This is a genomic window from Streptomyces sp. NPDC050085 (genome assembly GCF_044460595.1).
Lineage (GTDB): Bacteria > Actinomycetota > Actinomycetes > Streptomycetales > Streptomycetaceae > Streptomyces.
In genome coordinates this window covers 844927-867351 of record NZ_JBITJZ010000001.1, presented here as the reverse complement: position 1 = coordinate 867351, position 22425 = coordinate 844927, and the positions used below count along the sequence as shown (strand labels likewise).

21 protein-coding genes and 3 pseudogenes are annotated in these 22425 nt (G+C 66.6%); 3 read left to right on the top strand and 21 right to left on the bottom strand.

Annotated elements, in window-relative coordinates:
- The 7 genes and pseudogenes from ACIBUY_RS03505 to ACIBUY_RS03475 all read right to left on the bottom strand — a co-directional run.
- A complete protein-coding gene (locus ACIBUY_RS03505; protein WP_399151584.1) occupies positions 1-465 on the bottom strand; it encodes an NUDIX pyrophosphatase in 465 nt (154 codons plus the stop codon).
- Positions 466-479: 14 nt separating this feature from the next.
- Positions 480-1742: a DegT/DnrJ/EryC1/StrS family aminotransferase gene (locus tag ACIBUY_RS03500; protein ID WP_399151583.1), complete on the bottom strand. Its 1263-nt coding sequence runs from the start codon at positions 1740-1742 to the stop codon at positions 480-482.
- Positions 1739-2590 (bottom strand): phosphotransferase, encoded by an 852-nt coding sequence (locus ACIBUY_RS03495; RefSeq protein ID WP_399151582.1) that lies wholly within the window; start codon positions 2588-2590, stop codon positions 1739-1741. Before ACIBUY_RS03495 ends, ACIBUY_RS03500 begins: the two co-directional genes overlap by 4 nt.
- A 107-nt stretch (positions 2591-2697) precedes the next feature.
- Entirely contained in the window at positions 2698-4392 is a 1695-nt protein-coding gene (locus tag ACIBUY_RS03490; protein WP_399151581.1) for a carbamoyltransferase, read from the bottom strand.
- Between the two features lie 5 nt (positions 4393-4397).
- The gene (locus tag ACIBUY_RS03485) at positions 4398-5480 is read right to left on the bottom strand and encodes a hypothetical protein (RefSeq protein ID WP_365577744.1); all 1083 of its coding nucleotides are present in this window, start codon (positions 5478-5480) and stop codon (positions 4398-4400) included.
- A 5-nt stretch (positions 5481-5485) separates the two neighbouring features.
- Positions 5486-6775 carry a radical SAM protein gene (locus tag ACIBUY_RS03480; RefSeq protein WP_365577742.1) on the bottom strand — a complete coding sequence of 430 codons (1290 nt, stop codon included), beginning with the start codon at positions 6773-6775 and terminating at the stop codon, positions 5486-5488.
- A 692-nt stretch (positions 6776-7467) separates the two neighbouring features.
- Positions 7468-7611, bottom strand: a pseudogene (locus ACIBUY_RS03475) (nucleoside-diphosphate kinase); the annotation flags it as partial.
- Between the two features lie 306 nt (positions 7612-7917).
- Between ACIBUY_RS03475 and ACIBUY_RS03470 the strand changes: the two are divergent.
- Positions 7918-8088, top strand: a pseudogene (locus tag ACIBUY_RS03470) (IS5/IS1182 family transposase); the annotation flags it as partial.
- Between the two features lie 52 nt (positions 8089-8140).
- Here ACIBUY_RS03470 and ACIBUY_RS03465 read toward each other — a convergent pair.
- The 10 genes from ACIBUY_RS03465 to ACIBUY_RS03420 form a co-directional block, all read right to left on the bottom strand.
- On the bottom strand, positions 8141-8791 hold the full coding sequence (locus tag ACIBUY_RS03465) for a Sua5/YciO/YrdC/YwlC family protein (RefSeq protein ID WP_365577739.1): 651 nt from the start codon (positions 8789-8791) through the stop codon (positions 8141-8143).
- Positions 8769-9563 carry a phytanoyl-CoA dioxygenase family protein gene (locus ACIBUY_RS03460; RefSeq protein WP_365577737.1) on the bottom strand — a complete coding sequence of 265 codons (795 nt, stop codon included), beginning with the start codon at positions 9561-9563 and terminating at the stop codon, positions 8769-8771. The genes ACIBUY_RS03465 and ACIBUY_RS03460 overlap by 23 nt, the downstream gene beginning before the upstream one ends.
- 16 nt (positions 9564-9579) lie before the next feature.
- Positions 9580-10377 (bottom strand): creatininase family protein, encoded by a 798-nt coding sequence (locus tag ACIBUY_RS03455; RefSeq protein ID WP_399151580.1) that lies wholly within the window; start codon positions 10375-10377, stop codon positions 9580-9582.
- Entirely contained in the window at positions 10367-11170 is an 804-nt protein-coding gene (locus ACIBUY_RS03450) for a class I SAM-dependent methyltransferase (protein WP_365577733.1), read from the bottom strand. The genes ACIBUY_RS03455 and ACIBUY_RS03450 overlap by 11 nt, the downstream gene beginning before the upstream one ends.
- Positions 11167-11832, bottom strand: coding sequence for an HAD family hydrolase (locus ACIBUY_RS03445; protein WP_399151579.1), 666 nt, complete (start codon positions 11830-11832; stop codon positions 11167-11169). The genes ACIBUY_RS03450 and ACIBUY_RS03445 overlap by 4 nt, the downstream gene beginning before the upstream one ends.
- Entirely contained in the window at positions 11829-12275 is a 447-nt protein-coding gene (locus ACIBUY_RS03440) for a hypothetical protein (protein ID WP_399151578.1), read from the bottom strand. Before ACIBUY_RS03440 ends, ACIBUY_RS03445 begins: the two co-directional genes overlap by 4 nt.
- A complete protein-coding gene (locus ACIBUY_RS03435; protein WP_399151577.1) occupies positions 12257-13327 on the bottom strand; it encodes an enolase C-terminal domain-like protein in 1071 nt (356 codons plus the stop codon). The genes ACIBUY_RS03440 and ACIBUY_RS03435 overlap by 19 nt, the downstream gene beginning before the upstream one ends.
- Complete coding sequence (locus ACIBUY_RS03430) at positions 13324-15375, bottom strand: hypothetical protein (RefSeq protein WP_399151576.1); 2052 nt, start codon at positions 15373-15375, stop codon at positions 13324-13326. The genes ACIBUY_RS03435 and ACIBUY_RS03430 overlap by 4 nt, the downstream gene beginning before the upstream one ends.
- Positions 15372-16469: a hypothetical protein gene (locus ACIBUY_RS03425; protein ID WP_399151575.1), complete on the bottom strand. Its 1098-nt coding sequence runs from the start codon at positions 16467-16469 to the stop codon at positions 15372-15374. The genes ACIBUY_RS03430 and ACIBUY_RS03425 overlap by 4 nt, the downstream gene beginning before the upstream one ends.
- Positions 16470-16624: 155 nt before the next feature.
- A complete protein-coding gene (locus ACIBUY_RS03420) occupies positions 16625-17314 on the bottom strand; it encodes an HAD family hydrolase (protein ID WP_399151574.1) in 690 nt (229 codons plus the stop codon).
- Positions 17315-17564: 250 nt separating this feature from the next.
- Here ACIBUY_RS03420 and ACIBUY_RS03415 point away from each other — a divergent pair, with 250 nt between their 5' ends.
- Positions 17565-18188, top strand: a complete 624-nt coding sequence (locus ACIBUY_RS03415) for an XRE family transcriptional regulator (protein WP_365577719.1) — start codon at positions 17565-17567, stop codon at positions 18186-18188.
- Complete coding sequence (locus tag ACIBUY_RS03410) at positions 18175-18642, top strand: NUDIX domain-containing protein (RefSeq protein WP_365577717.1); 468 nt, start codon at positions 18175-18177, stop codon at positions 18640-18642. The genes ACIBUY_RS03415 and ACIBUY_RS03410 overlap by 14 nt, the downstream gene beginning before the upstream one ends.
- Positions 18643-18646: 4 nt before the next feature.
- Here the strand turns inward: ACIBUY_RS03410 and ACIBUY_RS03405 are convergent, their stop codons facing one another.
- From ACIBUY_RS03405 to ACIBUY_RS03390, 4 genes and pseudogenes are all read right to left on the bottom strand, one after another.
- Positions 18647-19207 carry an HD domain-containing protein gene (locus ACIBUY_RS03405; protein ID WP_399152151.1) on the bottom strand — a complete coding sequence of 187 codons (561 nt, stop codon included), beginning with the start codon at positions 19205-19207 and terminating at the stop codon, positions 18647-18649.
- Positions 19208-19563: 356 nt separating this feature from the next.
- Positions 19564-20419, bottom strand: a pseudogene (locus tag ACIBUY_RS03400) (hypothetical protein).
- Between the two features lie 520 nt (positions 20420-20939).
- Positions 20940-21791, bottom strand: a complete 852-nt coding sequence (locus ACIBUY_RS03395) for a phosphotransferase (RefSeq protein WP_399151573.1) — start codon at positions 21789-21791, stop codon at positions 20940-20942.
- On the bottom strand, positions 21781-22233 hold the full coding sequence (locus ACIBUY_RS03390; RefSeq protein WP_399151572.1) for an NUDIX domain-containing protein: 453 nt from the start codon (positions 22231-22233) through the stop codon (positions 21781-21783). The genes ACIBUY_RS03395 and ACIBUY_RS03390 overlap by 11 nt, the downstream gene beginning before the upstream one ends.
- Between the last annotated feature and the right edge of the window lie 192 nt (positions 22234-22425).

Here is a 22425-nt window from a genome sequence, read left to right as displayed (position 1 = left end):
TTACTCCACCGGTCGGGGCAGGTCGGCGGCCAGCAGACGCTCGTGAAGCTCGCCCAGAGCTGTGCGGTTGCTGTCGAAACGCAGAAGCTCGCCGGCCGCCTTGTAGTCCAGCCACTGGACGGCGGTGTGTTCGTCAGAGAGCTTGATCTCGGTGTCGGTCAGGTCCGCGGCGAACGAGTACTCAGGCACAACGTAGGTTCCCGCTGGCCAGCTGTTTCGATCGGCGAAGAATCGTGCCGGGATGCTGGCGGTGGTCTGCAGGGGATAGAGCGGGACTGTCCGGTCGAGGCCGAGTTCTTCACGCGCCTCGCGGACGGCGGCCTGATGCGGGCTCTCGCCTGACTCACCGCCGCCGGCGACTGCCTGCCAGACGTCCATGTCCTGGCGGCGCAGAACAGCGAATTCAATCTGCTCGCCGACCCGGCGGAATGGTACGACGAGGATTTGGAATGGTGCTCGGGGCATGTGCTTCTCCTTGGTCAGGAATCGGATGGAACACGGGTCGTGGCGTGCTGATGCTCCGCTTCGCGCAGTTGTCCGCAGTTGTCGCGGACCTTCTCCACTGCACGCACGACATCGGCGAGTTCCGACGGGTCTTCGAGCAACATGCCCGACCCGGCGGCTTGTCCGAACAGCACCAGCCTGGTGCAGGCCGCACGGGCCCGCGTACACGACACGGTCCGTGAGTGCGCGTGGTCCTGGGATGCGGCGTCGGCGTAAATCGGCTCGTCGGGACACGCGATGAGGTCGCGGAGACCGACAGGGATGCCTTCCGCTCTCAGCGCGGCGCGGAAGGAACTGGCCGATGTGCCGAATGCTTCTGGATCGAGGGTGAACGCGAGGGAGAACCGGCCGTGTCTGGTTACCCGTGGGTCGTGGTCGGCGGGTACAGGCCGCAGTCCTGGCACGCTGGACAGCGCGCCGGTGAGGAAGGCTGCGCTCTTCGTTTTCGCTATGAGCTGGTCGTCCAGGCGTTCGAGTTGGGCGCCCAATATGGCGGACTGAAACTCGCTGAGCCGCAAGTTCCAGCCCAGTTCGGGGTGGTGACCGGTGACGCCGAGGGGGCGGCCGTGATCGCGTAGCGATGCGATGCGTGCTGCGAGTTCACCATCTCGTGTGACGACCGCTCCGCCCTCTCCGGCGGATATGTTCTTGGAACTGGCGAAGCTGAACACGCCGACCTTGCCCAGCGATCCGGTGTGAGCGCCGCTCCAAGTCGCGCCGAGAGACTGCGCGCAGTCCTCAACGATCGGGACACCGCGTTCGGCAGCGATGAGCCCGAGGCGGTCCATGTCAGCAGGGTGCCCGCCCAGGTGAACGGCAATGATCGCTTTCGTCTTCTCGCTGATCGCAGCTTCCGCGGACGAGGGGTCGACCGTGTGGGAATCAGGGTTGATGTCCGCGAACACCGGCACACCGCCGAGCACGGACACGGCGGTGGCCGTCGCCACATAGGTCATGGCGGGGACGACAACCTCGTCACCGGCCCGGACGCCCAAGGCTCTCAGCGCGATCATCAGTCCAGCCGTGCCGCTCGAGACCACCGCCGCGTAGGGCACGTCGAGGTACTCGCCAAGCGCCCTTTCGAACACCTCACCCTGTGATCCACTGTGGATCCCGCCCCACCGGCGGCTGGCGAGGACACCGGCAAGCGCACCGAGTTCCGTCTGGTCGAACTGCGGCCAGGGCTGGAAGGCGCGGGTTCGTATGGGCTGCCCGCCGTAGAGGGCGAGGGTGGTCACGGCTGAGCCTCCTCTGCGACCCTGCGCAGGAGGCCGCAGTGCTCGACGAACCAGGTCAACTGCTGGTGGCGGGCACGCGCGAAAGCCAGCATGCCGCGGATCTCGCCCTCGGGCGTGGTGAAGGTGCGCGTCTCCGCCGCCTGAACGGTGACGTACAGGTCGATCATGACGGCACGGTGTGTTGCGGGGATCGGGGTGACGGCGTGGTACGCGTTCAGATAGTCCCGGAACGCAGAGCCCAGCAGGGACGCGGACAGCCCTGGGCTGATGCAGGCCATGAAGGCCCGGATGATCTCATAGGGCCGCGGGAAGCGGGAGACTTGATCGAAGTCGATGAACAGGCGACGGTCCGGGCTGCGCGTGATGAGCAGGTTGTCCGGACGTGCGTCGCCGTGCACCCAGCTTCGGGGCACGGCGGCCAGCGACTGGGCGTCGAGCCCGAACTCCGCGAGGACCTGGATTCGCCAGTCGATCGCTTCCCGGGTGGCTGCGTCGTCGGTCTGCCGCCGGATCCGCTCCAGGTCTGCTGCGGGAGGATCGGGCAGTTGAAGGAAATCCTCGCAGCGGCCCTGCGGGCTGAAGCCTTCGAAGTGGCGGTGCAGGGCGGCGAGCGCGGAGGCGAAGGCGGCTGGCCCAGCCCGCTCCACGTGATGGACGTACTCGGCCACGGTGTACGTGGCGTCGTCGACCTGGGCGGCCTGCTGGCCATCTCGCGTGAGCTGCAGGGGCGGGGCGAGGCCGGCCCGGGCCGCGTGCTGATGTGCTTGAGCCGCGAGTTGAACGCGTGCCGGGTCGAACCGCCGGTTGAACCGTTTGATGACGAGCCACCCCTGGGCGGTGGGAACCACGGCGGACTGTCCGACATGCCCACCGGGAAGCAGCCGCGCAGATCCGCTTGCTCGTAGTCCGTACTGGTGCAGGCAGGCGGACAGCTCCGTCGCGCCCATCGTCGTAGTCACTTGGTCAGCACCCGATTCCCCATGACGAGCATGTCCAGCCCTGAAGAGTAGAAGGTGCGGATCGCGTCCCGGGGGCTGCACACGATCGGTTCCTCTGCCAGGTTGAACGAGGTGTTGAGGACCGCGCCGACACCGGTCCGGTCACGGAATCTCGTGATCAGCCGGTGAAAGAGCGGATTGGTGTCAACGGTCACGGTCTGCGGTCTGGCGGTGCCGTCGATGTGGACCGCGGCCGGGATCAGGTTCCGCGCCTCGTCCCGCACCGGCAGCGTGCGCTCCATGAAGTACACCGCCGGTTGCGGGCCGAAGTAGGTGGCGAACTCCTCGGCGAGTACGGCCGGAGCGAAGGGCCGCCATTGCTCACGGAACTTCACCGCGTCATTCACCTGGTCACGCATGTGCACGCTGCGGGGATCGGCGAGGATGGAGCGGTTGCCCAGCGCCCGCTGCCCGAGTTCCATGTTTCCCTGGAACCAGCCGATGATCTTCCCCTCGGCCAGCGCGTGTGCGGCGGCATCGGCCGGATCGTCCACAGCCGGCGCCCGCAGCTTGGCCAGGGACAGCGCCTCGTCGATCGAGGTCTGCTCAAAGGCGGGGCCGTAGTAGTTGTGCGTCATTGCCGGACCGCGCTCGGCCTCAAGCAGGACGCAGTGCGCGTACAGGGCCGCGCCGATGGAGGTGCCGCTGTCATCGGGGCAGCTTGAGATGAAGACCTCGTCGAACGGCGTCGAGGACAGAACCTTCCCGTTGAAGACGGAGTTCATGAACGTCCCTCCGCCCAACGCGACTCTCTTCAACCCCGTTTGCTGGTGCAGGTCGGCGAGAAGGTAGTGGAGGGCGTCCTCCAGCACGTGCTGGACGGCCGCGGCGATGTCATGGTGCCGGGCGGTGATGGGTTCATCCGGCTGGCGCGATGGCCCGAAGCGGTGGACGAACGCCTCGCTCACGGCACCGCGCGAGGGGCGAAGGTAGTAGCCGAAGTAGTTGAGGTCGAGGCGGATCGTGCCGTCCTTGAAGTCGATGAGGTCCCGGAGCAGCTTGTAGGCGGTGCTGTTGGGGTCTCCGTAGGCGGCCAGCCCCATGACCTTCCACTCGTCCCGGTCAATCCGGAAGCCCAGATATTGGGTGACCGCTCCGTAGAGCAGTCCTACCGAGTGGGGGTAGGGGATGGTGTCCATCGTGGTGAAGGCGTTGCGGTTCCCGACGGCGCGCAGCGCGGTGCAGTCCTCGCCTCGGCCGTCGGCGGTCAGGACGGCGGCCGACTCGAAGGGTGAGAGAAAGAAGGCGTTCGCCGCGTGCGCATCATGGTGATAGACGTAGTCGATGTGCAGCGGCTCACCGGCGGTCTGCAGGATTTGCGTGGCGCACCCCTGATAGGGCGCGTCCAGCACAGCGGCGAGGTTGTTCGGTATCGAGTAGAGCCCTTCGGGATGCCAGCGGGCGCGTCCCGCATAGCGGCCGTCGGGCACGCTCAAGTCGATCGTCGGGTTCGTGCTCACCGCGATCCGGTCCACGCCGCGGAGACCGCCGGGGACAGTAGACAGGCAGTATTCGATCGCGTGGGCAGGGAAGTCGCGAGCGTGCTTGCGCCGGGTGAAACGTTCTTCCGCCGCTGCCGCCACGACGTGTCCGTCCTCGACCAGCGCGGCCGAGGCGATGTGCAGATCGCTGGCGATTCCGAGAATGCGCATAGTCCTCATCCATCCACCGACACGCGGCACACTAGGTCTTCGATCACACGGCTCGTCAGCGGACCCGCCGCCGGCGGCTGGACCAGCCGGTACGTGGGAACCTGCGGAATCCGCAGCTCGGTCTCGCTCGCCGGGCCGGCCAAGGCGGCCTGCTGGGGGAAGACTTCGGCCGGACGGCGCAGCACGTTGCGCGTCCACAGCGTCCGGCGTTCGTCATCGCTGAGCCTCTCCAGACGCGGTACGAGCGCGTCTGGATCAACGTACGGTTCGATGGCCACGCCGAGACGGCATCGAGGCATCACCATGCTGTCCGCCGCGGCGGCCAACTCCTGCGGACGTATCCCCAGGCGCATCTCCAGGTCATCGCGGTGGGCCTCGATGCCGCCGAAACGCTGCGACCACCTGCGCATGAGAGAGGTCCGCAGTGGGCCGTCGCCCAGGGCCAGCACGCTGCCCGCACGGATCCCGATCTGGATGGGGAAGCCAAGAGCGTCCACGGCGTCCGAGTCTGCGTCTTGAACGAGGGCGAACTTGTCGTTGCCCACAAGTACCGCCCCGAGGCTGTCCAGGCAGTGCAGCAGCAGCGTCGTCTTGCCGGCTGTCCGCCTCCCGACCACAGCCACGCCCACTCCCCGCAGCGTGAAACACGCCGCGTGGAAGAACGGGAAGCCGTTCTCAAGGAGTGCGCAGAGTACGAGTGCACGAAGTATCCGGACCGCTACCAGCATGTGCTCGTCCCTGGTGGCTGCCGCCAGGAACAGATGGACCGCGGCGTGCGTGTCATCCACGAAGCAGACCGCCTCCGGCGCGGTGGGCAGAACCGCTCGGCGCAAGGGCGGTATGAGCCGGGCGTCCTTGACCGAGCCGATCAGTTCTAGGTCCAGCTCATGAATGAAAAGCCGCGCTCTGACCGGGCAATCCCCTCGTGTGAAGAAGTCTTCGGTGTACCAAGCCACGTAGTCGACGACCGGTGACGGCGCGATGATCTCAACCCCAGCCATCACGAGGCCGAGACGGTCTCGGCGAAGGTAAGCAGAGGGGCGACGTGCCCAGGCGTCCAGATCACTGATCGACAGGCCGTCCTGCACGGAGGTCACCTCTCGACCAAGTAGGCGCCGCCGTCGACCAAGTCGGCCACGTGTCCCTCCAGACGGTCGATTCCGCTGGTCGCCACGACCTGCTTGGCTTCTGCCAGAAGTCGGTTCGAGCGGTTCTTGAACGGGTCGCACACCTTGGGGCAGATCACCGGAAGCTGGCTGCGCAACTCTCGGCGCAGCTGGCCCTCCCAGACCGTCGCGAAGGACTTCTCCAACGCGCTCCCGTAGCTAGAGCCGCCAGGCCGGGGGTGGTAGTTGCACGGGTACAGGCATCCGTCCGAGCCCACCGCGGCCATCAGATCGGTGATCGAGCACGTAGAACACGTCCGCGCCATCTCGGCAGTCTGGCCGACCCTGTGGATCTCAAGCAGCCGGAACGTGTCGGTCGTCAGGTCACTGCGGATCTGCTCGATCAACCGGGAGGCATGACTCGCCTGTTCGGGGGTCAGCGGACGTTCGCCGGAGTTGTCCTGCTTCAAGCGCAAGCTGTTGGCGCCTGCTTGACGGATCAGGCGGGCGGCCGTGTACACCTCGTGGTAGTTCTCGGGATACATGACGAAGGAAGTGTTGATCTCCACTTCCGATCCGGTTTCGGCTCGGCGCTGCACGAGCCGCGTCAGGTTGGCCATGGCGCGCTCGAACATGACTTTGCCGGCTTTGCGGCCGCCATACTTCAGGTTGGCGTAGGTCACTGGTGTGCCGGCGTCGATGCTGATGTGCACGTATCCCGCGGGGAGCAGAGCTTCTATGCAGGCGTCGTCCATCAGTACGGCGTTGGTGAAGATCCCGTAGCGGATTCCGCGTTCGGCCAGGAGGGCGAATGCCGGGATCAGTGCCTTGCGGGCGACGAGCGGTTCGCCGATCAGTCCCGAGAACGACACGGCTTCCACTTTGAAGACATCGGAGCGGTCCTCGCCGCCCTGCCGATAGGGAGCCTCAACCTCGTAGTCGACGATGTCACCGATCAGCTTGAGCATGTTCTTCGGGCTCGCCAGATGGTCCGGGAGCCGGTCCACCGCGTCCTTGGCCGCGTCCAGCATCACCAACTGCTCCCGCTGCTCGTCCCACAGCTCAACGGGCACGTGGTCTCCGATGCACCAGGCGCAGCGCAGATTGCATCCGCTCGACGGATGAATCAAGACCTCGTACGGGGGAACAACCGCACCCTGGGACACGGCAGCGAACCGAGCCCAGTGCCGCCTGAGCACGTCGAGTTCATTGAAGCGGCCGGGCAGGTCGCTGCGGACGTACGGAGCGAGCGGATTTGTCTGCACCACATTGGACATGCGAGAACTCCAGGGCGTTGTCGGTAGTGGCCACGATTCTGTGGACGGCTGGCAGTGTCATGACGATTCACCACGAGGGCCGCACTGGCGGATGCCTGCTTGGGTCGCTGCCTGGCGCACGGGTGGCGCAGACCGGGCGTTCACCTCCTGGTGTGTACTCGTCAACTCCCCCTTCCTGTCGTGGCCCCGTCATTCAAGGCGTCTCCCGGTGCCTCCGGTGAGAGCAGGAAGCAGCTGGCGGAAGACCTGGCCCAGAACGTCGCGCGGCAAACGGACCGGGGTTGGCCACCTGGTCAAGGGGTACCAACGGGTGATGCCTCCGGCCAGCGGACCGCCGTCGCCACCGGCCGGGCCGGGCAGGGCGGTTCGTGAACGAGCACCGATGCGTGGACATCGCGCTGGACTCCGTCATCATCGGCACGCGCCACGTCGGCGGCAACGGAAATACGCGCCGTCCGCATCGCCGTCCACTCCGCCCCGAGCCGGGGAGGGAGGGCCGTCTTCTTCTAGCTCTGAGACATGATCGGGTCTTCTCCCGTCGGGAACGACGGGGCGCGGCACGGAGATCACCTTGGCGGAATCCCGTGCCGTATCTGGTGCGATCAGGCCAGCGACACCTTCGGCGCCGAACAGAGCCACCGCGGCAACTTGGTGATGCGGCGGCGGACTTCACTGATCGCGATGTAAGCAGTTATCTTCTTCATCTTGACGCCGACAATCTTCAATGCAGCGTCCTCGAACCGGCTGATGATCTTCCCGGCGAAGCCGTGGACCACCGCGTCCGGCTTGAGAAGTACGAGAGTGCGCTCCACTGCGTGATCCTGCTCCTGGGTCATCGGTTCCCTTTTAGCTGTCAGGCAAGCGATATGACGGACATTCAGCACGTTCGGCACCTTGGAGCTGGTGGACCCCGGGCAACCGAGCGCAATGTCAAGATCTCATTACGTGAGTACCGTGCGCGTACAAACTGTCTCCACGTTTCCGTGTAGCTCCTCTTGACAGCAGGCGCGTCAAGAGGACGGGCCTCTCCAGGAGGCTGTACGTACTCGTCGTCGATACCGATGTCGTTTAGGTGGAACAGCATTTGCGGCACGGGGAGTTGACGTGTCCGTCGTGTGAGGACGTCCTGGCTCCGTGGGGTCATGGTCGGCCGCGCGAGATTCGGGGCGATCTCGACCCTCGGCCTGCTGCTGGCGGTCCTGGTCACTGCGGCCGGCGTCCAGGACTCCATCGCTGGCACCCACCTGCTCGCCGCCGACGATCCCACGATCCGCAAGACCTGGGTGGACGGCGGCTATCACAAGCACTTCGTCATCTCGCTGCCTTTGTCGATGGCCACCACCCCTGTGTGGGTAGGTAAGAGCATCAGGAAGCCCTCACCTCCCGGCCCAGCGCCGCTGTGACGGCGCGCTGGTGCACCAGCCCAGTGCGTACGAGCTTCGCTTCGGGGGTGAAGCAGTCCACGATCGTCATGTGGTTGGCGGCTGGGCACACTCCGCCGTCGACGATGACTGAGACGGGGAGGCCGGAGGCGGCCAAGAAAGCGTGGACCTCTTCGAGGGTTACGGCGGGGCCCAGGTCGTCGGGGCCCGCGTTACCGGAGATGTTGGCGGTGGTCGCGGCGATGGGCACCTTCGCCCTTGCGGCCAGTTCTCCGAGGACTCCGGGGGCGATTGTGGTGAGCGCTGGCGATCCGACGGCGGCGTGCCGGGCCGCGTCTTCCGGGTTCCGCCACGGCAGGAGCAGTGCGAGGTCGCCGGGCCAGAACATCTCGGCGAGTTTCCGTGCCTCAGCGCTGAGTTGGAAGTGCTGCTCGCAGACGGCGAGGGAGGGGGCGACGTAGGCGAGGGACTTGCTGCTGGGGCGCTTCTTGCCCTTGAAGATGCTGGCGGATGCTTCGGCGTTGCTCGCGGCGGCGCAGATCATGTACCAGCGGGCGGTGGGGACGATGACTAGCTCTCCGGCCTCGATGGCGCGGGCCGCGGAGTCGAGCTCAGTGGGGCGGACGATGCGCATGGGACTGCTCCTGAGAGGTCGGAGCCGAGGGGATCTCGGCCAGCGGTGGGTAGTCGAGCCAGGGGTTGCGCAGGGCTTCAAGCCGGCGGCTCGCGTGGTCGGGGTGGGAGATGCGGAAGTAAGCCATCACCCTGGGGAACGGCATCAGGTTCTGCGCGACGGTGTGGGGGACGAGATGGTGCATGAGCAGTACGTCCCCGGGCCTACCGAGGAACGGGACGCCGCGCTCGCGGTCGATCTCGGGCGGGACCTGGTCCGTCAGGCCGAGTGACCACTTCTGGTTGAACCAGCGGGCCATGGTGAGGTGCCCGCCGGGCAGGTAGTGCAGCGCGCCGCATTGTGGGTCGCTGATGTCAGACAGGACGACGCCGACAAGCAGGGAGAACGTGCGCAGCTCCTTGGGGTCCAGGTGGGGGCAGGAGACGCCGTCGACGTGCATCGCCTTCTCCTGCTGCACGCCGGGGAACTCGGCTTCGGGCACGCGGATCTGGGTCTGGGTGGTGCTGACTGGGGTGGTGGCGCCGAGGAGGTCGGTCGCGAGGTCGGCCGCACCGGTCTTCGTGTACAACGCGAGTAGTTCAGCGCTGTCTCCCAGGTGAGGGGCGAAGGTGCGTTGGGAGTAGGCGGGTATGTCGTCGGCGGTCATGTCTTTGCGGTACGCCTCGTCGATGAGGGCGATGGCTCGCTTGGTCTGGTCGGGGGTGGCCAGGCCGCGTCGTATCAGGACGCCGTCCTGTTTGAAGGCGGCTTTCTCTTCAGCCGTGAGATGCATGGGGATTCTCCGTACGTCAGTCGGGCGGCGGGACGAGGCGGCCGAGGATGTCGGTGCAGACGTTCAGGGCCGCGGTGACGAGTTCCTGGCCGTGCGCGGCGGTGGCCTGGTGCGGGTCGCCGCCGATGACGCCGTGGGCGGAGATCGCCGGGTTGTCCGAGGACCAGGGCCAGGTCGCGCCTCGGCCGAAGACGAGGCGTTGGACCTCCGCCTCCTGCTGGCTGGAGCTGGGCAGGGCGTCGTTCGGCAGGAGGTCGAGGCGCACGTAATCGGGGGCGAGGGCGAGCATGAGAGAGGTCTCCCGGATGCCGGCGTGGACCTCGGGGAACGCGCCGGCGTCACTCAGCTGCCCCGCGGCGAGAGAGCCGGGGTTGACCACGCAGGTGGCCACGGAGTGCGTGCGTTGGAGCTGATGGACGAGGGCTTCAAGGACGCCCTTGTTCCCGCCGTGCCCGTTGACGAGGAGAACCGTCCGCGCCGGAGTGGCACGGAGGTACTCCGCCACCAGAGCTTCGATCAGGCTGACGTAGAGCGGTATGGTCAAAGTGATCGTGCCGGGTGACCACGCATGCTCCGGGGAAAGCCCGTACGGCACGGTCGGCACCACCCACAGGTCGTGCCGGTCCGCGACGTGGGTGGCCAGGCGGGCGGCGAAGCGTTCGGCGATGACCGTGTCGGTGTTGAGGGGCAGATGCGGGCCGTGCTGTTCCAGGGACCCGACCGGCAGGCAGATGATCGACTGCTCGGTCAGCTCCGCCGTGACCCGTGGGGCGGTGAGCCTTCCGTACGACCGCTCCTGATCGTCAGCCGGCATCGTGACCACGCCGGCCGAGACGGATGAGGAACTCGTTCTCCTCGGCGAAGGTGTCGTTGTCGCTGAAGTCGGTCAGCCGGACCTTCACGGCGGCCTCGAACTCCTTGAGCCGGTCGCCGAAGAGGTGGGGAGCGGCGAAGGAGGTGGAGTAGAGATAGCCGAGGATGCTCTCGGCGTTCCAGGTGCGCTCGACTGGTACGCGGACTTCCTCGACCTCATTGAAGGGCGATTCCTCCATGATCTCGCTGTAGGGCCGGTTGTGGTGCTGGAAGGTCCCCGACCCTGCGCGTCGCTGTTCGCCGAGGAAGCTCTTGACGACATCCCGCACGGCTTCCTTCCAGTCGCTGCCAGCCGCCCAGAAGCTGTTGTCTCCGAAGATCGCGACAACGCCGTCGGGGGCGACCTGGCTGTCCAGAAGGTTCAGCACGGTGGCTTGGTCGAGCCAGTGGAACGCCCGGCAGATGGTGACGAGTTCGGCCTGCCAGCCGGCGGGCGGGGTGAAGTCCTCAGCCGTGCTCTCCACGAGGGCCAGGTGGGAGCCCGCGGGCAGTTTGGGCCGCAGCGCCGACTCGGCGGCGGCGAGCATGTCGGCGTCGTTGTCGATGGCGATGACGTCGTCGAAGCGGTCAAGGAGGGCCTCGGCCACCAGACCGGTTCCGGTGCCGACGTCCAGGAGCCGCCGACCAATGTCTGGACGTGCGGGTGCTGCCTGGTCGAGTACGGCCGCCACATCGGCGGGGATGCCCGGGCGGAACTGGCGGTAGTAGGTGGTGGTTCCGGTGAAGAGGCTCATTGGAGGCTCCCTGCTGCAAGTTGGGTGATGTGCGTGGCAGCTGCCGCCAGGTCGGCGGCGACAAGTACGCCATGGTCAACGACCAAGGAATCGTCGGGGACTTGGCGTCCCCGAGATATCCAGATGGCTCTGATACCTGATGCGACAGCCCCCACGATGTCGCAGGTCCAGTCATCACCGACGTGGATCACGCGGTCGGGCCGCACGCCGAGTTGGTCGACAACGGCGTGGAAGGCGCGCGGGTCCGGCTTCGTGTGGCCGATGCGACAGGAGGGGAAGTAGTCACTCACCCAGGGCGAGAGCAGGCCGCGCAGTCCGTCGGTGTCGGCGTCGACGCACGTGACGTTGGACAGGGTCACCACGGTGGCCACGGCGCTGACGCGGCGCAGAGCCTCGATCGTTTCGGGAAAGAGCCGGAACGGTGCCGGAGGAAGATCGCGGGGAAAGGCGTCCGTCGGCACCTCCAGCGCCTCGCAGACTTCTGCCACCACGGTGTCGGTGAGCGCCGGTTGGGTGTGCAGGCTGGTCCGCATGACCTCGCGGGCACGTACCGCGGACAGTGGAGATGCCTCGGCGAGCCGCATCGTCAGTCCGGGTCCCTCGGCGATCCCGAGCGTTCCACCGACATCAACCGTGACCAGGAGAGGGGGAGTTGTTGTCACTGAGTGCTCCTCGCGGCCATGGGCAGGGCGGAGACGATGGCCTCGACGCGGGCCCGCCGGATGGTGGGCGTCGTGGATTCGGAGAGGAAGGTCAGGACGTAGCGCAGTTCCGCCTCGTCCAATGTCGTCAAGGACCGTCCTTCGCGTACGGCGCTGTCCTGGAGGTCCGGTGGCACCGTTCGCGGGCGCAGTCCGTGGGGCAGGTGGAGCGTTCCCTGCCACCTGGTTCCCGCCGGGGGAGCTGCTGAGTGGTCCACAGGACGTAACACCGTGACGTCGTCGAGCGTCAGGATGCGGACCGGGACCAACTTCCCTGCCAGCTCCAGGTTGCCCCTGAGAAAGGTGTCGTGTCCGTCGAGCCGCCCGGAGAGCACCAGCAGCGGGCCCTCCGGACCGTGGGTGACCGTGCCATGGACAAAGACGTTCAGCGTTGTGCTGGCCATGGTGTGCTCCTCGGGGTTGTGCCGAGACCTGGGGTGTCCGGCAGGTGGATGTGTCCGTGCTCGGGCTGAAGCGGTAGGCGGTAAAGGCGTTGGCGCCGCGGCTCCCACTGGAGCCGGTACTCGATGGTCGGCACGGCGTCGGGGAAGGCGGCCGCGAGATGGAGACCGGGAACGAGCGAGCGGCCGTGCGGGTAGATGGGGATCTCTTCAGCCCGGGCCACTGCGAGGATCTGCAGGGCACGGGTCAGCCCGCCGCAGCCGACGACGTCGAGAGTCAGAGCTCGGGGCCTGACGTACTGGATGAGCCCGGCAGGGTCCTCGTCGCAGTGCGCGCGCTCGCCGACAGCCAAGGGCAGGCGAGTCGCTGCGAGGAGTTCGTAGGTGTCGAGGTCATGGTGCGGCAGCGGGTCCTCGAGCCAGCAGAGACCGGTCGTGTCCACGATCCGCGCGAACGCCATGGCCACGGTCGGGGTCCACGTGCCGACCGCATCGACCGCGAGCGCCGTGCCGAGGACCTGGGCGCATCGCTCCACTGCCTGTGCCATATGCATCGCGGCCGCGTCGGATGTGTCTCTCGGCGCTCGGCGCAGCCCCCACTTGGTGAAGCTCCAGCCGCCCGCAGCGACCCTGCGCAACCTGTCGAAGTCGTCGATTTTGGCGAGGTCTTGGGAGAGCCACGAGGCGTAGGCCGCCACGGAAGGCTGCGATCCGGTAGGTGCCAGGAGGGAGGTAACGGGGCCGTCAGCGAGATGCCCGTGGAGGTCCCAGCCGGCGCAGTCCACTGCGCCGACCGCCCACGATGCGCTGTCCGACGGGGTGGTGCGAGCCGTAGCGCGCATCCGCTCCAGTAGGTCACGGTGGTCGGTCGCGTCGGCGCCCCTTACGGCGGATGCCAGTGTGTCCTTCGCATAACTGCCGATCCGCTCGCTGACCGGGCCGTAGCTGCCGACCAGCCCGCCGCCGTGGACCTCGACGAAGACGGCGTCGTCGCCTGGGGCGACGCCCTCGTGGACCTGGGTGATCTCTAGGCGCTCGATGGTCGACGAGGTCATCGGACCGCCTCGCGGGTCCTCAGCAAGAGGCCGGCGGCTTGCTCCACGCCTGCACGGTCCATGCCGAGGGTGTGGGCGAGGAACTGCTGCGGCAGCGGACCGGATGGTTCCTGCCATCCGATGATGTCGACGGGGCGCTGGAGGCGTCCGGCCAGGAGGCCCCAGATCGCGGCGGGGTGGCCGAGGGTGAGGATGAGGACAGCGGCGTGAGCGCCGAGATAGTGGTCGACCTCGCGGGCGCTGAGGCCGCTTCCCCAGATCTGGGGGGATCCGAGCACGGCCAGGTCGAGCAGGTTCACAACACGAATACGGCATCCATGGCGTTCTCGGACGTGGGCCACCGCATCCGCTGCGACGGCGGCCGGAATATCCCCTGCGGTGACGATCGTGAGGTCGGGCTCCCCGTCGTCGCTCAAGTGCGGCCAGATGGCGAGACCGCGCTCGTGCTCCTCCTCGATCGTCGCCATAGGGTGAGCAGTGCGGGTGTGCTTGCCGGCCACGACGAGATTGACCTTGCCGACAGAGTCGAATGCCTCGTCCAGGGCGGCTGCGGTCCTGGCCGGGTCGGCCGGTGTCAGCACACGTACCGAAGGAACGCCCAGGCCCAGGAGCGTGGTGGCCAGGGACGGGTCACCATGACTGTGGACGTTGTGCCAACCGTAAGACGTGAGCAGCAGGTTAAGGCTCGGGAGGTGCTTCGCGCCGACCAACTGCCGCTGCTTGATGTGGCTCACCAGACCGCTGGCCGTCAGGGGCGCGAACGCTTCGTAGGAAATCACCACGCCGCGTCGTCCACTGGATGTCCAGCCTGCCAGCCACTCCAGCAGGACTTCCTCAGCGAGCAGTTCGTGCGTCCAGCGCTCGCCGACAAGGTCAGGGAGTCGGTTGGAGGACAGCTCGTCCGGGCTGAAGACCCGGAAGTCCCCGCGCGCAGCATGTCGCTTGACGATGCCAGTGACTGCCTCGCTGAATGTGCCGCCACCTTGGTTCCGCAAGGATTTCTCCTCCGGGGCCGACCGCTCCGCTGGAGGGAATGAGCACCAACGGGCCGTGGCCACGGCCTCCGCAAGATCTCCCCGAGCCCGGCCGTCGGCATCGAAGAGTTCCGCGGGCCGGTAGGAGGCGAGCCAGTGCCCCAGCCGTGCGAGCTGCTCAGGATCGGTACGCGGGCTGACCAGCGGCGTCTTATGCAGGGCGGACGTACCCAGCAGGACGTGCTCTCCGAGCGAGGCAGGACCGCCCCATCCCTTCACACAGCGTAGGACGAGTGCGGTACGCCGCCCACTAAGCGTGCCTTCCAGGGCGTCCCAGAAGGTCATCTGGAAGTCGGTGTGCTCCCGCGCAGAGCCCGTCACGACGCGGACGAGCCTGACCGCCCAGCCGAGGCCGTTGAAGTAGGCGTGCAGCTCGTTGTCGCTCATCTCGCCAAGGACGGACCGGCCACCCATACGGAAGCCGTTGACGTGCACGATGGGCAACACCGCAGCGTCGGCGAGGGCTCTCTGCCCCAGCCAGCCGGCTGATGTAGTCGGGGTCTCGCACTCCCCGTCGCCGATGATCGGGACGACAACCCTGCCAGGGGCGTCAAGCGCAGCACCTTGGGCGAAGGGCAGACAGCCGCCCAGCCGCCCACCGAGGAACCCTCCGGCGGGCAGAGCGGGAGCGACCTCAGAGCCGAGGCCGGGCACGTCCGGAAACGCCTGGGCCAGCTGACGTAGTCCTTCCTCGTCCGGCCCGAACAGACCATAGAAATTGCCCAGTTCGCCGGTGACCCAGGAAGCGGCGAGCTGCACGACACCCGCATGTCCGGCCCCGATGAGCGGCACCAGATCCACGCGCCGGTCCAGCTGTCCGGCGGCAAGCACGACATGGGACAGGGCCCACGCAGTGCCGGGCACGGTGCCCCAGTGCCCGGCAGGTCGCTCCTTCACGTGCTCGGCGGACAGCGGCTCGCTGAGCAGAACATTGTCCCGAAGATGGATCTGGCAGACCGAGGCATAGACGGTGGCTCTCCACAGGGCATCGGCCAAGATGGCGGTCTCGGTCATCGAACGCCGACCAGGGGCTCGCAGGCGAAGGTGAAGTACCACAGCGGCCGGTAGCACTCCCACGCCGCAGGACGCAGACCCGTGGGGCCCATGATGTCCTCGATCACGACGCGGGCCTGCAGGTAGTGCTCCAGGTCCCGGGCTCCGGCAGTGCGAAGGCCGGCCATGACCGAGTTATGGGCCTGGTAGACCTGGAAGTTGGGGAACTCGGTGACGTACGGAGCAAGCGCGCCGACGCCCGCGTGCAGCGCGTCAAGGCTGTCCAGCCCCACGATGTAGGTGAACGACGTGCCGTGACCGGCGGCCAGGGCCCGGCTGAGCACGCCGGGCATCTCGGATGCGGCGAGGGCCGCCTTGCTGGCCTTGAGCAGCAGGTCCCGGCGGGTGAAGCACTCCGCGGTCAGTCGCAGCACGAAGGGGGTGACGTCAGCGGCAAGCTCTTCGAATGCCTTCCTGGACTCAAGGACCGAGGTCAGGAATCCAATGCGCGCTTCCACATCGTGCTCGGCGAGCACGGCCCGCAGGGAGCGCAGATGCTGTACCGCTGCCGCCTCGCGCTCGAAGCAGCCAGTGGAGACGGTCACTTCGCGAAGCTCCGTGAGATCGTGCCGCGGGTGCTGCTGACGGAGCGCCGCGAACAGCTCCCGCAAGTCCCGCTCCTCCGACAGCCTCGGATCGGCAGCGGCCTCAAGGGTGTTGGGGCAGAAGGCGCACCCCACACAGCGGCTACGCGCATTCGGGTTGAGCGTGAGGGCCGCTCCACCATCGCGGAAGTACCCGCCAACGGCCTCGTCCGCATCGATGCGCTCCACCGTGCCAACCGACCCACCCGCCACCGTCAACTGCCCATCCTTGAGCCGGAATGGAGAGGCAGATGCGTTCAGAGGGACTATGAGCTGCCAGGGCACCGAGGGTGCGCTCGCCAGGCGAACCTGGACTCGGGCCCGGTGGCGCGGAGTGTCCGAGTCGATGCCGTACAGGTTGATCGCGATGAGCAGCGCGTCCTCGACAGGTACGCGGTACCGGGCCGCGAGCCTCTCCACGCCCTCAAGCGTGGGAATCATGCCGGTCTGCCCACTGAGTAATGCCGTCATGCGCGTGCTCCGTCCAGTCCGCCGGAGGGGGGTGGCCGTCGGCGGCCCGTGGAGGAATTCCGCCGCCGACGACACGCAGAGACTTTCGCGATATGCGAGGACGCCGAACGCCGTCCTGGGATCTCTCGGGGACGTCCTGGGACGATTTCAGTCGGCTACGGGGCCAGCGACCGCAGATGGTCCAGCAGTGCGGCGGTGTCACGCAGGTCAGGGAGCACCAGGGACGCTCCCGCCGCACTCAGGTCCTCGGTGCTGTGGATCCCGGAGGCGACGGCGACGACGTGCGCCTCGGAGTCGAGGGCGGCCTGAACATCGCGAGGGGTATCTCCGATGAGTACGACAGGAGTGTCGTGCGGAAGTCCGTGGACCTCCTGGATGTGGTCGCGGGCCACCTTCACCAGAGCAGCTCGGTCCTCCGACTGCTCGCCGTATGCCCCGCATTCCATGTCGAGCAGCACGTCCAGGCCGAAGGCCCGCAACTTCACCCGGGCGTTGGCGGCGATGTTCCCGGTCAGCACGGACGAAATCATGCCGGGCTCATCCGCGACCGCCACGAGGGCCTCACGCACACCGGGAAGGGCCCGGCCGCGTCGCGCAAGATCCGCCTCGCACCCGGCGCCCGCGGCTTCCAACGCCGGCAGAATCTGCTCCCACGGCTGCGGCTGCATCCCGTGATCCCGGAACATCTCGGCGAGGATCAGGCGGTCGGTCCGGCCTTCCGTACGGGCCGGGTGAACGGCCGTGCGGCCGGCGGCTGCGGCGAAGGCCGCCGCGTAAATCTCTTTGCTGACACCGGAGTTCTCGATGAGTGTGTGGTCGATATCCCAGAGCACGATGAGTGGCACACCGTCAGCGTAAGCAGACAGGCAGGTCCCACCCTCCACCGGATGTCGGAAGATGGTCTTGCGGCCGTCACAGGGGTCCGGTTGTCTTACCTGAGTGAATGAGCGACTGCGCTCCGCACTCGTACAACGCGGGCTGAAGGTAGAAGAGATGGCGGAAGCCTGCTCCGTCGATCCCAAGACGGCCAGTCGCTGGGTCGGCGGACGGGTTCCCCACCGCCGGCATCGCTGGACCATCACCAACTTGCTCCGGGTGGACGAGACTTACCTGTGGCCGGACGCGGACCAGAAGACGTCGCGCTTCGGAGCCACCCAGTCCGAAATCGTCGACACCTACCCGAACCGGGCGAGCGTCCCCCGCGATGTCTGGATCTCCCTGCTCTTAGGGACGATGAAGCAGGTCGACGTTCTGGTGTACTCGGGCACCTTCTTCGCCCAGACCAACCCCCGCATCGCGCGCATGCTCCAAGAACGCGCGCAGGCCGGCGTACGGGTACGGCTCTGCTTCGGGGATCCGGAAGGGGAGGCCGTACGCATCCGCGGGCGCGAGGAAGGCATCGGAGACACCCTGTCCGCCAAGATCAGGGCCTCGCTCACCTACTACCGGAGCCTGGTCGGCCACCCAGGTTGCGAGGTCCGGCTGCACGACACGACGCTGTACAACTCGATCTTCCGCTACGACGACCACCTCCTGGTGAACCCCCACATCTGGGGCCAGCCAGCCAGCGCGAACCCGCTCTTCCAGCTCCGCCGTACCGCCAACGCCGAGTGGTTCGAGCGGTACGACGAGAGCTTCGAGGCGGTCTGGAAGACCGCACGCCTCTGGGCGCCCGACAACGCCGACAGCAAGGAGCACCACCGCAGTGGGCAGGACTGAGTACTACAACGACCCCAAGGCTCCCAAGGCCAACACCCTGATCCCCGCCAGCAACATGCTCGTCGTGAACGACGCAGGCGAGATCCTCCTGCAGCGGCGCCGCGACACCGGGCAATGGGCCCTGCCCGGAGGCGCCCAGGACATCGGGGAGACCGCAGCCCAGTGCGCCGTCCGCGAATGCGAGGAAGAGACCGGCATCGTTGCCGAGATCACCGGCTTCCTGGGCGTCTACACCAACCCGCACCACATCGTCGCCTACACCGACGGTGAGATCCGCCAGCAGTACGAGAACACCTACATCGGCCGCCCCATCGGCGGCGAGCCCACCATCAACGACGAAGCCGACGGGGTCCGCTTCGTCCAGCCCGACAGCCTCGACGACTACGACATCCACCCGAGCATGCGCCAACAGATCGGCGACTACCTGGCCGGCACCTACCCCTACCTCGGATAGCTGCTCAGAGCACGATGCCCAGCTCGCTTGCCGCCGCCTGCACCCGGCCCACGCTCTCGTGGATCTCGGGTGCGGCCCGGCGGATGAACCGTCCAACGACGCTGTCCTCGCCGTAGCGACCCAGGATCTCGGCGACCCGCTTCTGGGACGTCGTACGCTCGCCATCCGGCGTGGTGGTCATGTCGCAGTACACCAAGGCGTCCACGAGCAGTGGATCATCGAGCAACGGAAACTCGTTGGCCAGCTCCGCCTGAAGCCCACGCTCGTCGGCCTCGAGCAGCGCGAAGGAGTGGTTCGCCACCAGCCGCACCACTCGATCGTCTGCCACGCAAGCCGCAAGGAGATGGCGTGCGCCGTCGAGAGGGTGGAAGCCGGTGTGGACGAGTGGCGGCGCGTACCCGATGTCGTGCAGCACGGCGGCCGCCTCCAAGACTTCGGCCCTTTCCCCCATAACAGGCCCGAGCCGCCTGGCGCAGGTAGCCACGCCCTGCGTGTGCGCCCACCGCCGCGGCAGGGTCTCGCTGAGCAGTTCCTTTGCCAAGTCGTAGGCCCACCCGATCGCCATCACGGTCCGAGGGTACGTCGTGGCCGTGGCCATGCCCAGGTTCCGGCCGCATTGGAGCATGGTGCTAAGACAGCATGCGCAGAACTTGCACTTTGCCGTTCTATGTACATCTGGCAGAACTGGCCTTGGTGAGCGCCTCGGTTATTCACGATGACCTCTCATGCCCCCTCCCGGGGCTGAGAGCAGCCCGGATGGCGCTCGACTGCGAGGGTTCGTGCCTGCCTCGGGTCGGCAGAGTGGCCGTGGGCCCCGATGCCCCCCGCATACCTCGGTGAATTCGTTGTTGCCTTGAGTGCCGAAGCCGACGAGCGTGTACGGCACGAGTACCGGAGACTTCTGCGAGGCCGACAGCGCGTTCACCGTGTCTGAAGTTTCTCAATAACCTGCTCCGCCATACGGCGAGCCGGCGTCAGGCGAGGGTCTTCGGGGTGCGCATCTGGCCCCAAGATCTTCGAGCAGATGAACAGGGTCATCAACATGCCATCCCGGCTGTCAAGGTCGCGGCGCCGCTCGTGACGTACACGGTCAGCGAGAGCTGGGATGGCGAGGGAACTTCCCAGAGTGAGGCGGAGTCGAGCCCCACGGGAGCGCTGCCCTAATCTTCCCAGTCGAAGAGACAGAATGTCGGGCCCGTCATGTTGGCCCAGTTCAAGTCCGCGTGGGCAGAAACCCACCGCTCAACTGTGGTGTCGAAGCCGCCGGAGAACCGTTCTGGATGGACTTGGTGACGAGGGTCTGGGTGATCGGGAGGGTGTCCGGCGTTGCGATTCGCCGCGTTTGCTGAGCCGCGAGAGCATCCAGTGATGCATTGAACGCGCGCCACCACTCGTCGGAAAGCTGTGGGTCTTCACTCAGCACGGCAGTGCCGATCGGGGGTGATGGCAGGAGGGTGGTCTCGTCGGCTCGCCACATCACAGGCTCATTCGGATCTCGCCACACGAGGCACTCCTGCCAAACAGGCTGTGCGATGTCGTCGAGGCGGGCGGCACGCTCGATGCCGTTCCAGCCCTGATCACCGATCTTCTCGAGCAATCGCCGCTCAACTCGGACCCAGGAGTCACGATCAGTCCGAGCACCCACCGAGCGCCGCTTACGGACCAGCGTTTCGCGGGCCAGACGCACCTGTAGACAGTGCTCAACACGATCAAGGATTTCATCAACCGGTTTGATCCGTAGGTCAACCGAGCGGCCAGCGGGGACTGACAGCGTCATGCGGCTGACCGTAGCAGCGGGTCGAAGGGTATTGGAGGGTCTCCTGTGATTCGGCGCGCAAGGGTTTCGGTTGTCCGCGTGGCTGTGCTGCATCTTTTGGATCAGGCGTCGCATGGAGAGAGTCGTTGACTCCCGCTCTTGTAACCGGGCGGCCGCTCCCTGGCAGAACGAGCCGTGCGTACGAGACCTGGACGACGGCCTTACGACTGGAGATGATCTCTCACCGCCACCTCTCCGTTGTTAACTTGCTGGACCTGAGTCCCGCTCCTTTGCGCAGGCGCTGGCTTCTGACCCTGTTGAGACGGACTGAGTACCCCACCACTCCGTCAGGAAGGAACCGAGCCTTCTGGAGGGGGAGGCCCTGTGACGATGGCTGGGACAAGAACACTTCGAGCTTATTCAGGTTGGTTCCCGCCCCGTGACGGGAATGCGGGCTCCGGCATAGCCATCGGCCAACGGCGCATCCTGCGCCGCGAGCCATGAAGATGACGCGCTCTCGCATGCCTGACCGCGCGGACGTTCACCCGAGATGTTCCAGCCGGTCCAGAATGGCGTAGGCGTGGCGTTCAAAGTCATGATCTTCGCGGGGTCGGGCATACGGGAAAATCCCGGCTGCAGCCCACAGTCGGACAGCGTCGATCTCGTTGTGCCCTACGCGCCCAGCCTCACTTTGGCTGTAGCCGCGGAGGAAGGCTTCGCGGTCCTCGGGGGCGTGGAGTTCGCGGTCCCACAGTTTCGCGAAGTCCAGGAGCGGATGACCGATGGCGGCATGTTCGAAGTCGAGCAGCCACATCTGGTCGCGGTGGTCCATGTGGAGGTTGCGCCAGCCCATGTCGCCGTGAAGGAGGCACACGGTACCTCCAGAAACGGTCGTGTGACCATGGGTGAAGAGTCGGTCGCTGATCTTCTGGACCCGGTCGGACAGCGGTGGGTCAAACCGGGCGATGAGCGCGATCTTATCCGCGATGAGTTCGCATACATCGGCGTACCGGCGTAGTTGATCGTCCTGGATTTCGCTGGTTGCCGCGTGGAGGTCGCCCAAGAGGCGCCCGGCACGCGCGATGTGGTCTGGGGAGGGGGCGAAAGGCTTCAGCTCGTGCCATTTGTACGCCAGCCATCGGCGCTTGTCGTCGAGGACGCCGTGATCGACCAGGTGGGGTGTGGGGATGCCGGAGGCTTGGAGGTGGTGCTGTGCGCGGATTTCTGCGGTGTAGTAGGACGGGTGGTCGTCGATCACCTTGACGAAGAGGGCGGTGTTGTCAGCTGTGGCGCCCTTGTAGTGGGTGTTCTTGTGGGGCCCTTGGTCATGGGTGATCGGGGTGAGACGGCAGCGGAGGGCCGCCTCGATCCCCGCCTGGGTGTCACTGTGCATCGTGCTCGGGGCTGTCGTCGTACCCGTGGTGCTGGCTGACGAGCTTCCAGGTGTCGCGGTTGCTGTCCCAGAACAGGGCCTCGGCGACGCGGGCAGGCGGGAGCCACTGGTGGGCCTGGTGCTCGTGCGGGTTGATGGTGACTGTGGTCTCTGGCGTGTGGGCGGTGTAGAGGGTCTTGCTGATGGTCAGCTCGGGGGAGATGACGACGGTCAGGTCGGTGGCGATCTCGGTGAGCTCGGTGTCGGTGTCGGTGACGTCCAGTCCGGTCTCTTCGCGGATCTCACGGAAGGCGGCCTGGAGTGGGGTTTCGCCGGCCTCGATACCGCCGGTGATCGGCTGCCAGAACGCTTCGTGCTTGCCTTCCCGGGCTGGTACCTCAAGGAGGAGGACGTCCTGGGCAGGGCTGATGATCCAGCACTCGATGCTGCATTTGGTCGTCACGGTGCCCAACCTAATTCGTCGTGTGGGGGTAATGGTCCGGAGCAGTTGGGGTTTTCGGCGCCGAGCGTCTGGGCGATGGCCCTCAGCCAGGCGTGTGGAAGCGGATGGCCTGGACGGTAGCGCAGCATCCATTCCGGTCGTGGCGCGGCTAGATTGGAGGGGCGCGAGCGCCTGGTCGGTGTTCAGCCCGAG

Coding starts and splice junctions, on each gene's coding strand:
- ACIBUY_RS03465 (WP_365577739.1), bottom strand. CDS start 8,791: ATGCGCATCGTCCGCCCCACTGAGCTCGACTCCGCGGCCCGCGCCATC.
- ACIBUY_RS03425 (WP_399151575.1), bottom strand. CDS start 16,469: ATGACGGCATTACTCAGTGGGCAGACCGGCATGATTCCCACGCTTGAG.
- ACIBUY_RS03460 (WP_365577737.1), bottom strand. CDS start 9,563: ATGCATCTCACGGCTGAAGAGAAAGCCGCCTTCAAACAGGACGGCGTC.
- ACIBUY_RS03435 (WP_399151577.1), bottom strand. CDS start 13,327: ATGACCTCGTCGACCATCGAGCGCCTAGAGATCACCCAGGTCCACGAG.
- ACIBUY_RS03505 (WP_399151584.1), bottom strand. CDS start 465: ATGCCCCGAGCACCATTCCAAATCCTCGTCGTACCATTCCGCCGGGTC.
- ACIBUY_RS03430 (WP_399151576.1), bottom strand. CDS start 15,375: ATGACCGAGACCGCCATCTTGGCCGATGCCCTGTGGAGAGCCACCGTC.
- ACIBUY_RS03490 (WP_399151581.1), bottom strand. CDS start 4,392: ATGCGCATTCTCGGAATCGCCAGCGATCTGCACATCGCCTCGGCCGCG.
- ACIBUY_RS03480 (WP_365577742.1), bottom strand. CDS start 6,775: ATGTCCAATGTGGTGCAGACAAATCCGCTCGCTCCGTACGTCCGCAGC.
- ACIBUY_RS03440 (WP_399151578.1), bottom strand. CDS start 12,275: ATGGCCAGCACAACGCTGAACGTCTTTGTCCATGGCACGGTCACCCAC.
- ACIBUY_RS03450 (WP_365577733.1), bottom strand. CDS start 11,170: ATGAGCCTCTTCACCGGAACCACCACCTACTACCGCCAGTTCCGCCCG.
- ACIBUY_RS03395 (WP_399151573.1), bottom strand. CDS start 21,791: ATGCACAGTGACACCCAGGCGGGGATCGAGGCGGCCCTCCGCTGCCGT.
- ACIBUY_RS03455 (WP_399151580.1), bottom strand. CDS start 10,377: ATGCCGGCTGACGATCAGGAGCGGTCGTACGGAAGGCTCACCGCCCCA.
- ACIBUY_RS03405 (WP_399152151.1), bottom strand. CDS start 19,207: ATGGCGATCGGGTGGGCCTACGACTTGGCAAAGGAACTGCTCAGCGAG.